Annotated in this window: 10 protein-coding genes and 1 riboswitch; of the genes, 5 read left to right on the top strand and 5 right to left on the bottom strand. The window is 65.8% G+C overall.

What is annotated here, in order from left to right; translation table 11 throughout:
* Window positions 1-15: 15 nt before the first annotated feature.
* Entirely contained in the window at window positions 16-1296 is a 1281-nt protein-coding gene (locus tag KEC55_RS31620; RefSeq protein WP_282512538.1) for a Zn-dependent hydrolase, read from the bottom strand.
* Window positions 1297-1651: 355 nt separating this feature from the next.
* Between KEC55_RS31620 and KEC55_RS31615 the strand changes: the two genes are divergently transcribed.
* A complete protein-coding gene (locus KEC55_RS31615) occupies window positions 1652-2350 on the top strand; it encodes a TetR/AcrR family transcriptional regulator (RefSeq protein ID WP_282512534.1) in 699 nt (232 codons plus the stop codon).
* Window positions 2351-2440: 90 nt separating this feature from the next.
* On the opposite strand, the gene betA is transcribed toward KEC55_RS31615, so the two are convergent.
* From betA to speB, 4 genes are all read right to left on the bottom strand, one after another.
* Complete coding sequence (gene betA / locus KEC55_RS31610; RefSeq protein WP_282512532.1) at window positions 2441-4126, bottom strand: choline dehydrogenase; 1686 nt, start codon at window positions 4124-4126, stop codon at window positions 2441-2443.
* Between the two features lie 40 nt (window positions 4127-4166).
* Window positions 4167-5681, bottom strand: coding sequence for a purine-cytosine permease family protein (locus KEC55_RS31605; RefSeq protein ID WP_282512530.1), 1515 nt, complete (start codon window positions 5679-5681; stop codon window positions 4167-4169).
* Window positions 5682-5843: 162 nt separating this feature from the next.
* Complete coding sequence (locus KEC55_RS31600) at window positions 5844-7352, bottom strand: aldehyde dehydrogenase family protein (RefSeq protein WP_282512528.1); 1509 nt, start codon at window positions 7350-7352, stop codon at window positions 5844-5846.
* 113 nt (window positions 7353-7465) lie between these two features.
* Window positions 7466-8443 carry an agmatinase gene (gene speB / locus KEC55_RS31595; protein ID WP_282512526.1) on the bottom strand — a complete coding sequence of 326 codons (978 nt, stop codon included), beginning with the start codon at window positions 8441-8443 and terminating at the stop codon, window positions 7466-7468.
* A 158-nt stretch (window positions 8444-8601) separates the two neighbouring features.
* Here speB and KEC55_RS31590 point away from each other — a divergent pair, with 158 nt between their 5' ends.
* The 4 genes from KEC55_RS31590 to glyA all read left to right on the top strand — a co-directional run bounded on the left by KEC55_RS31590 (window position 8602) and on the right by glyA (window position 14663).
* Window positions 8602-9525: a LysR family transcriptional regulator gene (locus KEC55_RS31590; protein WP_282512524.1), complete on the top strand. Its 924-nt coding sequence runs from the start codon at window positions 8602-8604 to the stop codon at window positions 9523-9525.
* Window positions 9526-9718: 193 nt separating this feature from the next.
* Window positions 9719-9805, top strand: a riboswitch (glycine riboswitch).
* A 229-nt stretch (window positions 9806-10034) separates the two neighbouring features.
* Window positions 10035-10409 carry a glycine cleavage system protein GcvH gene (gcvH, locus tag KEC55_RS31585; protein ID WP_282512522.1) on the top strand — a complete coding sequence of 125 codons (375 nt, stop codon included), beginning with the start codon at window positions 10035-10037 and terminating at the stop codon, window positions 10407-10409.
* Window positions 10406-13285 carry an aminomethyl-transferring glycine dehydrogenase gene (gene gcvP, locus KEC55_RS31580; protein ID WP_432626331.1) on the top strand — a complete coding sequence of 960 codons (2880 nt, stop codon included), beginning with the start codon at window positions 10406-10408 and terminating at the stop codon, window positions 13283-13285. Before gcvH ends, gcvP begins: the two co-directional genes overlap by 4 nt.
* A gap of 121 nt (window positions 13286-13406) precedes the next feature.
* Window positions 13407-14663 carry a serine hydroxymethyltransferase gene (glyA, locus tag KEC55_RS31575; RefSeq protein WP_282512518.1) on the top strand — a complete coding sequence of 419 codons (1257 nt, stop codon included), beginning with the start codon at window positions 13407-13409 and terminating at the stop codon, window positions 14661-14663.
* Window positions 14664-14718: the final 55 nt, after the last annotated feature.

Raw genomic sequence — 14718 nt, 5'->3', positions numbered from 1 at the left:
GCTACGGTCGATGCGTCATGAAGCCGGCTCGCATGCGCGCGACAGCATCGCGTGCAGCAACACATTTGCGCCGGCTTCGATCCATGCGGGCGTCGCGTCCTCGATCTCGTTGTGGCTGATGCCGTCGACACACGGCACGAACACCATCGATGTCGGCGCGACCTGAGCCAGATAACATGCGTCGTGCCCTGCGCCCGACACGATGTTGCGATGCGAGTAGCCGAAGCGATCGGCCGCGCCACGCACGGCTTCGACGCACGCGGCATCGAACGCGACCGGCTTGTAATAGAAGATCTGCTCGAGTTCCGTTTCGAGCCCGATGTCGGCCGCGATGCGCGCGACACCGTCGCGGAGCGCAGCATCCATCTTCGCGAGCACGGCGTCGTCCGGATGCCGGAAGTCGACGGTGAAGAACACGCGGCCTGGAATCACGTTGCGCGAGTTCGGGTGAACCTGCATCATGCCGACCGTCGCGCAGCCGAACGGCGCGTGATCGAGGCCGATCCGGTTGACGAGATCGACCACGCGCGCCGCACCGAGCAACGCATCGCGGCGACGCGGCATCGGCGTCGGCCCCGCATGCGCTTCCTGGCCGGTGAACGTGATCTCGTACCAGCGCTGCCCCTGCGCGTCGGTCACGACGCCGATCGTCTTGCATTCCGCTTCGAGAATCGGCCCCTGTTCGATATGCAGCTCGAACGCCGCGTGCAGCTTGCGCCCGCCGCACGGCACGTCGCCCGCGTAGCCGATGCGCGCCAGTTCCTCGCCGATCGTCTTGCCGTCCACGTCCTTGCGCGACAGCCCGTATTCGAGCGAAAAAACGCCGGCGAACACGCCGGACGCGACCATCGCGGGGGCGAAGCGCGAGCCTTCCTCGTTGGTCCAGATCACGACCTCGACCGGATGCTCGGTCTCGATCCCGTGATCGTTGAGACTGCGAATCACCTCGAGGCCGCCGAGCACGCCGTAGATACCGTCGAAGCGGCCGCCGGTCGGCTGCGAATCCGCGTGCGAGCCCGTGACGACCGGCGCCGCGTCGGCCACGCGGCCCGCGCGGCGCATGAACACGTTGCCCATCGTATCGACCGTCACCGTGCAGCCGGCAGCCTTCGCCCAGCCGACGATCAGGTCGCGGCCGGCCTTGTCGAGATCGGTCAGCGCGAGGCGGCATACGCCACCTTTCGGCGTTGCGCCGATCTTCGCGACTTCCATCAGGCTGTCCCACAACCGCTTCCCGTCGACCTTGATCGACGTGTCGAACGCTGCCCGCTTCACTGTTTCCGATACCGCATTCATTCGTATCGCTCCTGTGGGGTCGGTAATGTCGTCAGCCGGTCTGTGCCGGTGCGTGTCATGCCTGTTTCGGGGCAACGCCGCCCAAGCGCGGTGCATGCCCCGATCGTTCGCGAAGTTCGTCCGACGAATCGGGTCGAGAGGTTTCCGCCGCTCATCGAATCCTGTCCGATTGGACAGGTTTTAGACGATCAAAATGACCAAAGCAATGTCTTTCTTGCGGGAATCTTTAGAGCGAGAAACGTGCCATCGCAATGCAGCATCGCGGCGGACGCGCGATATCCGCATGCGTGCGTTCGACGCGGATCAGCGGCTAGAATGAAGCCCAACGCGGCATGCCCGCCGCGCGAGGGTAACGATGAGACATGACGAGGCGGCAACCGAAGCCACCGACAGCGACGAAACGTCCGCCCCTTTGCGGCGACGCAAGGCACACATCCGCGAGTCCAACGAAGCGCATCTGCTCGCCTGTGCGGAGGCCGTGTTCGCCGAACGCGGGCTCGACGGCGCGAGCACCGCGATGATCGCGGAACGCGCCGGTTTGCCGAAAGCGAACCTGCATTACTACTTCCCGACGAAGCTCGCGCTGTACCGCCGCGTGCTCGATGACCTGTTCGAGGACTGGCATCGCGCGGCCGGCTCGTTCGAGGCCGGTGACGATCCGGTGGAAGCGATCGGCGGCTACGTGCGCGCGAAGATGGCGCTGTCGCAGCGGCGCCCGCTCGGCTCGAAGGTCTGGGCCAACGAGATCATCCACGGCGCGGAGCACATGCAGGACATCCTGTCGGAACGCGTGAAGCCGTGGTTCGACACGCGCGTGAGCGTGATCGACGGCTGGATCGCACGCGGGCTGCTCGCGCCGATCGACGCGCATGCGCTGATGTACCTGATCTGGGCGACCACGCAGCACTATGCGGATTTCGATGCGCAGATCCGCGCGCTGAGCGGCAAGCGCACCTTCACGAAGAAGGCGTTCGACGAGAAGACCGAGCAGGTCGTGCAGCTCGTGATTCGCGCATGCGGCGCGGTGTCGCCGAACGCGAAGCCCGAGCGGTGACAGGGCAGCCCGCCGCTCGCGCGCGGCTGCCGGTGCGAGCACATCCGCCGCGTGCCGGCCGCCAGGCCGACGCGCGACGTCGCACCGCACTTACACCGCAACCTTGCGCTTCGGCGCCCCGGTGCGCTGCTGCGCTTCCCACTTCTCGACCAAACCGACCGCGGCATCGGACGGTGCGAGCATCCTGCGGCCACGCACGAGATCGGCGGCGCGCTCGGCGAGCATGATGGTTGGTGCATTCAGGTTCCCGTTCGGCTCGGTCGGGAATACCGACGAATCGATCACGCGCAGCCCCTGAACGCCGCGCACGCGCAGTTCCGAATCGACCACCGCCATGTCGTCCTCGCCCATCCGGCACGAACCGCACGGATGCATCGTGCTCTCCATGTTCGCGCGCACGAACGCGTCGATTTCGTCGTCGGTCTTTACGTCCGGGCCGGGCGCCAGCTCGACGCCGCGGAAGCGGTCCATCGCCGGCTGCCCGACGATCTCGCGCGTCAGGCGCACGCAGCGACGGAAGCCCTCGCGATCCTCTTCCCGATCCAGATAGTTGAAGCGGATCTCCGGATGTTCGTACGGGTCGGCGGAACGCACCCGGACATGCCCGCGGCTCTTCGGCTTGTTCGGCCCGGTAAGCACCATGAAGCCGTGCCCCTTGTACGGCTTGTCGCCGTCGTAACGCATGGCCGCCGGCAGGAAATGGAACTGGATGTCCGGCCAGCGCAGGCCTGCTTCGGACCGGATGAAGCCGCCCGCTTCGAAGTGGTTGCTCGCGCCGAGCCCGTCCTTGAACAGCAGCCAGCGCAGGCCGATCATCGCCTTGCCGAACAGGCCCATTTTGCCGTTGAGCGACACCGGTTCCTTGCACTCGTACTGAATGTAGATTTCCGAGTGATCCTGCAGGTTCTCGCCGACGCCCGGCAGATCGTGCACGACCGCGATCCCGGCCTGGCGCAGTACGTCGGCCGGCCCGATGCCCGAGCGCTGCAGCAGATGCGGCGAGCCGATCGGCCCGGACGACACCAGCACTTCGCGCGAGCAGCGCACCGTATGCCGGACGCCGCCCTGTTCATAGATCACGCCGACCGCGCGCTTGCCTTCCATCACGATCTGGCGGGTCATCGCGTGCGTGACGACGGTCAGGTTCGGACGCTGCATCGCCGGGCGCAGGTACGCGTTGGCCGTCGACCACCGCACGCCGTTCTTGACCGTCATGTGCATCGCGCCGAACCCTTCCTGCATGTAGCCGTTGCAGTCGTCGGTCTTGATGTAGCCCGCCTCGGCGCCCGCTTCCACCCATGCGCCGTACAACGGATTCTGCATGTTGTTGCCGTTGTTGGTGCTGAGCGGGCCGTCCGCGCCGCGGTACGCATCGCCGCCGAACTTGTAGCCTTCAGCCTTGCGGAAATACGGCAGGCAGTTGCGGTATCCCCAGCCGCGCGCACCGAGCGATTCCCATTCGTCGAAATCACACGCATGTCCGCGGATATAGACGAGGCCGTTGATCGACGACGAGCCGCCGAGCACCTTGCCGCGCGGGCAGTGCAGGCGGCGTCCATCCAGCTTCGGCTCGGGCGCGGTCTCGTAGTGCCAGTTGAACTTCTTCGTGTTCATCGGCATCGAGAAGGCGCTCGGCATCTGGATGATCACGCTGCGATCGCTGCCGCCGTATTCCAGCACCAGCACGCTGACGTTCGAATCTTCGGTCAGACGGTTGGCCAGCACGCAGCCGGCCGACCCGGCGCCCACGATGATGTAGTCGTATTGCTTAGTCATCTTGATTATCTAGCTCGATGATTGGTATTCGTACGCTGCGTCAGCCGCGCTTCTTCTCGCCGGTCGTGTATTCCGGCATGTGCGCTTCGATCTGCGCGATTTCCGCTTCCTCGCGCTGCAGGTCCAGCGAGCGGCTGAGCACGTAGTACACGAGCGCCGACACGATCAGCCCGACCAGCCAGGCCAGGTCGACACTGCCCATCGCCTTCGCGAGCGGGCCGACGTACACCTCGCGATCGCCGTCGAAGATGCAGAAGAACGGGATCATCGACACGAATCCGATCAGGTAGGACAGCAGGCCGCGCCCACCCCAGTTTCCGTACAGACTGTCGCGCGGACGGAAGAAATGCGGCACCGCGTAGCGGCCCTTGCGCACGAAGAAGTAGTCGGTCAGGTTGACCGCCGTCCACGGCACGAGGAAATACAGCATCACGACCAGATAGATGTTGAGTACCGACAAGCCCGATCCCGATTCGTAGATGCGCAGTGCGACGCCGAACTGCAGCAGCACGACGAACAGGATCGCGAGGATCCGCACTTTCGCGGTCGGCTCGATCTTCCGGAACGAATCGACGCTCGTGATGGCCGTCAGCTTCGCGCTGTAGATGTTCATCGCGATCACCGGGAGGAACGCCAGGATCGTGATCGCAACGACGATGCCGCCCAGTTGCGGCGCGATCCCGGCGCCGACCGTATGGAGTGCGACGAGCACGTCGGTCGCGTGCAGGTGTGCACCAAGCCATCCGCCCACCGCGATCATCCACGCACCGGACAGCGACGCGCCGACGAACACCGCGGCAATCAGCCTGCCGCTCGGCGTGTTCTTCGGCAGGTAGCGCGAATAGTCCGACACGTACGGCGCATACGCGATGTTGTAGCTGGCCGCCGCCGCGAACTGCGCGATGAAGCCGGTCCAGTTGAAGCCCAGCCGGACTGCGGGCGCGCTGCCCGCGGCCGCGGCCGCGGGCGCATCATGAATCCACCCGGTCAGCACGGCCAGCGTCACGAGGCCGTAGAGCGGCAGCGACAGATACAGCGACCATTTGAACGTCCGGTGCATCCAGTCGTGGCCGAGGATCGCCAGGATCGTGGCCGGCACCGTCACGACCAGCGCGACCCGCATCGGATCCCAATGGAACAGCGTCTTCAGGCCCTGCATCATCAGCACGAGGTTGACGATGTTGAAGCCCGCGAACACGAACAGCGTCGCCAACAGCACGAGCACCACGCCGCGGTAGCCGAACTGCGCGCGCGACTGGATCATCTGCGGCAACCCGAGATGCGGCCCCTGCGAGCCGTGGAAAGCCATGAACAGCGTGCCGAACATGATGCCGAGCGTGCCGGCGACGGTCGTCCAGAAGGCATCGAGGCCGACGCTCGGCCCGACGAAGCCGATGGTCATCGTGAAGAACGTGAAATTCCCGACGAACCAGAACGGCCCCTGGCTGGCCAGCCTGTCGGTCCGCTCGCTTTCCGGGACGAAGTCGATCGAATGCGCTTCGATGGCGCCGTGGTCGCCGCGCGGCGCCTTCAATACGTTTGTTTCTGCTTGCATGTCGTACCCCATGGTTTCTTTCAAAGGGCGAAGCAGTGCGAATTCATCAGACCTGTTCGAACGAACGGGTCGACGGCTTCATGTCAGGACCGTGCCGCGTCCGGCCGACTGCAAGTTTTTACCATGCATGCCGGCACGAAGCGACACGTCACGCGCCGCCGCTCAGGGCAGCGTCATGCAAACCGTCTTGGTCTCCATCAGGTAGTCGAGCTGCTCGGGTCCGAGGTCCTTGCCGAATCCGGACGTCTTGAATCCGCCGAACGGTAGCGCCGGATCGATTGTGCTGTGCGCATTCACGTAGACCGTGCCCGCCTGCAACTGCGGAATCAGCCCGTGCACGCGGCCGAGGTCGTTCGAATAAATCGCCGCGGCCAGGCCGAACGCCGAATCGTTCGCGAGCGTAACGGCCTCATCGAGCGTGTCGAACGGCGCGGTCACGAGCACCGGCCCGAAAATCTCCTCGCGGACGATGCGCATGTCGTTGCGGCAGTTCGCGAAGATCGTCGGTTCGACGAAGTGGCCGGGGCCTGCCTGCGGACGCCCGCCATAGCAGATTTCCGCACCTTCGCGACGGCCGGCTTCGACGTACGACAGCACCGTATCCTTCTGCCGCGCCGATACGAGCGGGCTGATGAAGCAGTCGCGATCGAGGCCGGGCGCGATCTTCAGCGTCGACGTGTAGTCGGCCAGCGCCGCGAGAAAGCGGTCGTAGATATCGCGGTGAACATACGCGCGCGTGCCGGCATCGCACACCTGCCCGGAGTTGAAGAACACGCCGTTGGCCACCGCCTGCGCGGCGGCGCCGATATCGGCATCGTCGAGCACGAGCACCGGCGACTTCCCGCCGAGTTCCAGCGTCACGCGCTTGATGTGCTGCACCGCGTTCTGCCCGACCGTGCGTCCGACCGGCGTCGAACCGGTGAAGGTCAGCTTGTCGATGCCCGGATGATTCGCCATCGCGGCGCCGATCACGCTGCCGCGACCGGTCACGATATTGACCACGCCGTCCGGAATGCCGGCTTCCTGGACCAGCTCGGCGAAGCGCAGCGTCGACAGCGACGTGAGCTCGGCCGGCTTGACCACGGTCGTGCAGCCGACCGCCAGCGCGGCCGCCAGCTTCCACGCCATGGTCTGCAACGGGTAGTTCCACGGCACGATCGCGCCGACGACGCCGATCGGTTCCTTGCGCGTATAGGCAAAATAATTGCCGGGCAGCGACGGCTCGACCGTACGCCCATGCAGCTTCGACGCCCAGCCGGCGAAATAGCGGAACGTGTCGACGGTGCCCTGGATGTCGATCGCGCGGGCTTGCGCGACGGACTTGCCCATGTCGATCGATTCGATTTCGGCCAGTTCGTCCGCGTGAGCTTCGATCAGGTCGGCCAGCCGGTGCAGCAGCCGCTCGCGCTCGAGCGGCTTCAGGCGGCGCCATTCGCCGCGATCGAACTGGTGACGCGCGGCGGCTACCGCACGATCGAGATCGTCGGTCGTCGCGAACGGGATCTGCGTGATGACGCCTTCGGTCGACGGTTCGGTGACGGTGCCGAACTGACCGTCGCTGCCATCCACCCACGCGCCGCCGATGAACATCTTCATCGGCGTTGCCAGAAAACTGCGGGTCGCCTGCGAAACGCCATGGCGATCGAGATATTGCGCTACAACGGCATCCATTTTGATTTTCCTTTGTGGCGTGCCCGCCCCCTCGCGACGAGGGTTCGCCGGGCAAAGCGGTAATGACTTCGGACGTGTGGCGGAACGTTGGTCCCGCTTCCCGATACGGACGCTCAGCGCCCCTTCGCGAGACTGCGTGCGTGGAAAATGAAGCCGATGCTGTTCATCAGCAACTGCGCAGCGAGAATCGAAGTCGTACCGGTCGGGTCGTAGGCCGGCGCCACTTCCACCAGATCCATGCCGATGATGTTGCCGCGGCTGCGTTTCGCGAGGGCCTGGATGATCTCGAGCACTTCGTAGTACTGGAAACCTCCGTGGCTCGGCGTGCCCGTCCCCGGCGCGATCGACGGATCGAAGCCGTCGATGTCGATCGTGATGTAGTACGCACCGCGCTGCGGAATCTGTTCGAGCACGCCTTCGGTGCCGAGCCGCCGAACGTCACGCACCGACAGGATGCTGGAACCCGCGGCGCGCGCCGCGTCATAGTCGCTGCGGTTCGACGACGACACGTTGCGGATGCCGAGCTGCGTCATGCCGACGATATGATCCATTTCAGACGCGCGGCGCAGCGGATTGCCGTGCCCATACCGCACGCCGTGGCGCTCGTCGACGAAGTCGAGGTGCGCATCGAAATGCACGATGTGAATCGGCCCGCGCCCTTCGAACGCCTTGATCACCGGCGCATGCACCGAATGATCGCCGCCGAGCACCACCGGCATCGCGCCGGAGGCGAGGATCTTGCGCACGGCCAGTTCGATGTTCGCGTTACTGGTGGCCATGTCGGTGTGCACGATGTCGGCATCGCCGACGTCCACCATCCGGACCTGGTCCTCGGTCAGGTAGAGCGCGTCGTCCTCGTGATCGTATGCACCTGCGTGTCCGAACGAGAACAGCGTCGACGCTTCGCGGATGCCGCGCGGGCCGAAGCGCGCGCCTGAGCGCCACTGGGTGCCCATGTCGTTCGGTGCACCGAGGATCGCGACGTCCGCGTCGATGTGCTCCCAGTCGAGACACACCGGCGCTTTCGCGAACGTGCAGTGACCGACGAACGGCAGGTTCAGCCTGCCTTTCTCATAGCTGTTGTTCTGCATTGTCTCCGTCTCCATTCGTATGGATCTGTTTTCATGCGCACGGCGGTCCGTGCGCTTGCCTTTGCAGCCACTATGGGCAAGAATTTGCAACGGAAAAATAGCAAGCATCAGATGTTCATATCGGACTTTCCGATGCAATGAACGGAGCGGAGCGAGACATGAAGCAACTGCAGGACGTCGACCTGAAACTGCTCAGGATTTTCATGACCATCGTGAAATGCGGCGGCTTCTCCGCCGCGCAGGCGGCGCTGAACGTGAGCCAGTCGACCATCAGCGAACAGATGACGAGCCTCGAAACGCGCCTGGGCGTCAAGCTGTGCGAACGTGGGCGCAGCGGCTTTCGTCTGACGGAACACGGCGTCGCGACCTACGAATCCGCGCAGCGCCTGTTGGTCGCCGTCGAGGCGTTCTGCATGGACACCCATGCGCTCAAGCAGCGCATCTCGGGCAAGCTCCATCTCGGCATCATCGACAACACGGTCACCGACACCGACGCCGTGCTGCCGCGCGCGCTGCGCCAGTTCGTGTCGCGCGGCCACGACGTCCAGCTCGACATCTACATCGGTACGCCGGCCGAACTCGAGGCGCGCGTGCTCGACGGGCGGCTGCACATCGCGATCGGCCACTTTCCGCTGACCGTCGCCGGCCTGTCCTACACGCACCTGTACGACGAACCCGACGGGCTCTACTGCAGCCGCTATCACCCGCTGTTCTCGAGCGACGCCACCGGCGATGCGCTGATCGAGCGTATCCGGCAGAGCCAGGTGGTCGCCCGCGCGTTCCTGCAGCAGCGCGACCTGCAACTGCTCGAAAGCGGCAGCGCCGCCGCGACCGTCGACAACGTCGAAGCGCAGGCGATACTGATCCTGACCGGCGCCTATATCGGCTTTCTGCCCACGCACTACGCGAAGCAATGGGTCGATGCCGGCCGGATGCGCCAGATCGCCGCGGAACACCTGACGTCGACGTGGCCGTTCTCGTCGATCACTCGGCGCGGCGCCGCGCAGCCGACCGTGTTGCGTGCGTTCGTCGACGATCTGATGGCACACGCGGGCCGTCACGCCCCGTCCCCGGACAGATAGTCGGTATCGGATATTCGCTTCGGACTCCACCGAAGTATCGGCTCGCCGCGATCGCGGCAAAGCCTTGTCGCGCAACGCATTGCAGCGCCGTCGCCATGCCGGCGCCGCGCGCCGGCATCCGTCCCCTGCCTGCGTCGGGTCAAACGAGGTGTTGACAGCGCGGCGCGCGTGCGACTAGATTGTCGCCAGCTATCGTGATGTGTCAGGAGAGACCGCCGTCCGGCGGCGCCGAAGGGGAATCGCCCCAGAAACTCTCAGGCAAAAGGACTGACACATCGATTAGCGCTCTGGAGAGTAGGCCTCTGGTCGCCGACCAAGCCTCGCCGAAGGAGAAGCGTCCCGTCGTCGGGTCGCGAATCTCTCAGGCAAATGGACAGAGGGGGCATCAGGCACGCAGCCTGGAATGCCCCGGTCTGGTCCGGATGCCGCGTCTCGCCCATCCTCCCGCCGTCGCCCTTCCGGCTTGCGTTGCCGTTCCACTTAACGCAACCCTGTCAGGAAGAGAGCATATGAGCGAGGTCAGGTACACCGAATCCCACGAATGGCTGCGTCTGGAAACCGACGGTAGCGCGACGGTCGGCATCACCGATCATGCGCAGTCGCAGCTGGGCGATCTGGTCTATGTCGCGCTGCCCGGAGAAGGCGATGCGTTCGAGCAGCACGCCGAAGCGGCCACCGTCGAATCGGTCAAAGCGGCCGGCGAGGTCAAGATGCCGGTGTCCGGCACCGTGCTGGCGGCGAACGACGCCCTCGGCGACACGCCGAGCCTCGTCAACGAAGCGGCGGAAGGCGACGGCTGGTTCTTCCGGATGCGCATCGACCGCCCGGAACAACTGGCCGGCCTGATGGACGCCGCCGCCTATCGCGCGTATATCGGCGAATGACGGAGACGGCCATGAGTGCTTTCGATTCTCTCGCGCAACGCGAGTTGTTCGTGCGCCGCCACATCGGCCCCGATGCCGGCGAGCAGGCGGCAATGCTCACCGAGCTCGGCGTGGACGGCATCGACGAACTGATGACGCAGGTGGTGCCGGCCACGATCCGCAGCGGTGCACCGCTCGCGCTGGCGGCGAGTTGCACCGAGGCCGAGGCCCTGGACAAGCTGGCCGATTTGGCCAGCCGCAACCAGGTGTTCCGGTCCTTCATCGGGATGGGTTACCACGACACGCATACGCCTCCGGTCATCCAGCGCAACGTGCTGGAGAACCCGGCCTGGTACACGGCCTACACGCCGTATCAGCCGGAGATCTCGCAGGGCCGCCTGGAAGCGCTGCTCAACTTCCAGACGATGATCGCCGAGCTGACCGGCCTCGAAATCGCCAATGCGTCGATGCTCGACGAAGGCACGGCCGCCGCCGAGGCGATGACGTTCTGCCAACGCCTGGCGAAGTCGGACAGCCGCGTGTTCTTCGTCGCACGCGATTGCCATCCGCAGACTGTCGAGATCGTCCGCACGCGCGCGGAGCCGATCGGCATCGAGGTCGTCGTCGGCGACCCGCGCCGCGACCTGGCCGGCGTCGGCTGTTTCGCCGCGCTCCTGCAATATCCGGGCACCTTCGGCGACATCCACGACTACCGCGGCGTCGTCGAGACGCTGCACGCGAACGGCGCGCTGGCGGTAGTCGCCGCCGATTTGCTCGCGCTGACGCTGCTCGCGCCGCCGGGCGAATTCGGCGCCGACGTCGCGATCGGCACCACCCAGCGCTTCGGCGTACCGCTCGGCTTCGGCGGCCCGCATGCCGGCTACTTCGCCACGCGCGATGCGTTCAAGCGCACGATGCCCGGGCGGCTCGTCGGCGTGTCGGTCGATGCGCACGGCCGCCCGGCATTGCGCCTCGCGATGCAGACGCGCGAGCAGCACATCCGGCGCGAGAAGGCCACCAGCAACATCTGCACCGCGCAGGTACTGCTCGCCAACATCGCCGGCTTCTATGCGACCTACCATGGCCCGCACGGACTGACCACGATCGCGCGCCGCGTCCATCGCCTCACCGTCACGTTGGCCGCGGGCCTGCGCCAGCTCGGCCATGCGGTGCCGACCGAGTACTGCTTCGATACCGTCACGGTCGACAGCGGCAGCCATACCGGCGCCGTGCATGCGGCGGCGCACGCATGCCGCATGAACCTGCGTGCGATCAGCGAGCGGCAGATCGGCATCGCCCTCGACGAAACGACCACGCCCGACGATGTCGTAACGCTCTGGTCGATCTTCGCCGATGGCCGGGCCGTGCCCGATTTCGCGGCCGTCGAAGCGGCCGCCGCCGACGCGTTGCCCGCCGCGCTGCTGCGCCGCAGTGCGTTTCTCACGCATCCTGCATTCAACAGCCATCATTCGGAAACGCAGATGCTGCGCTACCTGCGCCAGCTCGCCGACCGCGATCTCGCGCTCGACCGCACGATGATTCCGCTCGGCAGCTGCACGATGAAGCTGAACGCGACCGTCGAGATGATGCCGATCACCTGGCCGGCGTTCGCGAAGCTGCATCCGTTCGCGCCGGCGGAACAGGCCGAAGGCTATCGCGCGCTCGCCCAGGAACTCGAAGCGATGCTGTGTGCGATCACCGGCTACGACGCGGTGTCGCTGCAGCCGAACGCGGGCTCGCAAGGCGAATACGCGGGGCTGCTGGCGATCCGCGCCTATCACGCGAGTCGCGGCGAGGCGCAGCGCGACGTGTGCCTGATTCCGTCGTCCGCGCACGGCACCAACCCGGCATCGGCGCAGATGGTCGGCATGCAGGTCGTCGTCGTCAAATGCGACGACGACGGCAACGTCGACATCGACGACCTCGCGGCCAGGGCCGTGCAGTACAGCCGCAGGCTGGCCGCGATCATGATCACGTACCCGTCGACGCACGGCGTGTTCGAGGCACGCGTGCGCGACGCATGCGACATCGTCCATGCGCACGGCGGCCAGGTGTACATCGATGGCGCAAACATGAATGCGCTGGTCGGCCTCGCGCAACCCGGCGCATTCGGCGGCGACGTGTCGCACCTGAACCTGCACAAGACCTTCTGCATCCCGCACGGCGGCGGCGGCCCCGGCGTCGGCCCGATCGGCGTAAAGTCCCACCTCGCGCCGTTCCTGCCCGGCCACCGGGAAGGCCGCGTGCCCGGCATCGGCGCGGTGTCCGCCGCGCCGCTCGGCAGCGCGAGCATCCTGCCGATCACGTGGACCTACATCACGCTGATGGGCGCCGAAGGCCTCCGGCGCGCGACCGAGACGGCGATCCTCAACGCCAACTACGTCGCGAGCCGCCTCGCGCCGCACTATCCGATTCTTTACGCGGGCCCGAACGGCCGTGTCGCGCACGAGTGCATCATCGACCTGCGGCCGCTGAAGGACAGCAGCGGCATCAGCGTCGACGACGTCGCGAAGCGACTGATCGATTTCGGGTTCCACGCACCGACGATGAGCTTCCCGGTCGCCGGCACGCTGATGATCGAACCGACCGAATCGGAATCGAAGGCGGAACTCGACCGCTTCATCGACGCGATGATCGCGATCCGCGCCGAAATCTCGGCCGTCGAAGCCGGCACGCTGGACGCCGACGACAATCCGCTGAAGCATGCGCCGCACACGGCGGCCGAACTCGTCGGCGAATGGCGTCACGCCTATTCGCGCGAGCAGGCCGTCTATCCGCATGGCGTCGCGGCGATGGCTGCGGCCAAGTACTGGCCACCGGTTTCGCGCGTCGACAACGTATACGGCGACCGCAACCTGGTGTGCTCGTGCCCGCCGATCGAAGCGTATCAATCCTAGGACGGGCCGCTCCGGCCACGACCTCACTCAACCCGCCAAGGAGCCGAGACGACGCGCCGGCCGCGATGCCCGACCGGGCATCGCGCGCCGCCACGCGGCTCCGACATCAGGAGAAAGACAAATGTTCAGCAAAAACATGAAGATCGAAGGTTACGACGATGAATTGTGGACGGCGATGGAGCGCGAGCGCATTCGCCAGGAGGACCACATCGAACTCATTGCGTCGGAAAACTACACGAGCCCGCGCGTGATGCAGGCGCAGGGCTCGGTGCTGACCAACAAGTACGCGGAAGGCTATCCGGGCAAGCGATACTACGGCGGCTGCGAGTTCGTCGACGTCGCCGAGCAACTGGCGATCGATCGCGCGAAGGCGCTGTTCGGCGCGGACTATGCGAACGTGCAGCCGCACTCCGGCAGCCAGGCGAACGCAGCCGTCTACATGGCGCTGCTCGAGCCGCACGACACGATACTCGGCATGAGCCTCGCGCACGGCGGCCACCTGACGCACGGCGCACACGTGAATTTCTCGGGCAAGATCTACCGCGCCGTGCAATACGGTCTGAACGTCGAAACCGGCGAGATCGACTACGATCAGGTCGAAGCACTGGCAAAAGCGCACAAGCCGAAACTGATCACGGCCGGCTTCTCCGCATATTCGCGCGTGGTGGACTGGGCCCGCTTCCGCCAGATCGCCGACGCGGTAGGCGCGTACCTGTTCGTCGACATGGCCCACGTGGCCGGCCTCGTCGCAGCCGGACTGTATCCGAATCCGCTACCCCACGCCGACGTGGTGACGACGACGACGCACAAGACGCTGCGCGGCCCGCGCGGCGGCCTGATTCTCGCGCGCGCGAACCCGGAGCTCGAGAAGAAGCTCAACTCGATCGTGTTCCCCGGTATTCAGGGCGGCCCGCTGATGCACGTGATTGCCGCGAAGGCCGTCGCGTTCAAGGAAGCGCTGTCGCCCGAATTCACCGTGTATCAGCGGCAGGTCGTCGCCAATGCGCGAGAGATGGCCGCGGTGTTCGTCGCGCGCGGCTACGACATCATCTCCGGGGGCACGGACAACCACCTGTTCCTCGTGAGCCTGATCCGCCAGGGGCTGACCGGCAAGGCCGCCGATGCAGCGCTGGGCAGTGCGCACATCACCGTGAACAAGAACGCGGTGCCGAACGATCCGCAAAGCCCGTTCGTGACCAGCGGAATCCGCATCGGCACGCCGGCGATCACCAGCCGCGGCTTCAAGGAAGCCGAAGCGCGCGCGGTGGCCGGCTGGATCTGCGACATTCTCGACGACATCGAAAACCCGGCCGTCATCGAACGCGTGAGACGGCACGTTGCGGAACTCTGCGGCGCACTGCCGGTATACGGCAAGTAACGCACCACGGTCATCACGCAATCGCTCGCGGGGGCGGAATCAACGCCCCGCGAGC

Origin of the sequence: Burkholderia cepacia (assembly GCF_029962485.1) — a bacterium.
GTDB lineage: Bacteria > Pseudomonadota > Gammaproteobacteria > Burkholderiales > Burkholderiaceae > Burkholderia.
This window is presented reverse-complemented; position numbering and strand designations above follow the sequence as displayed.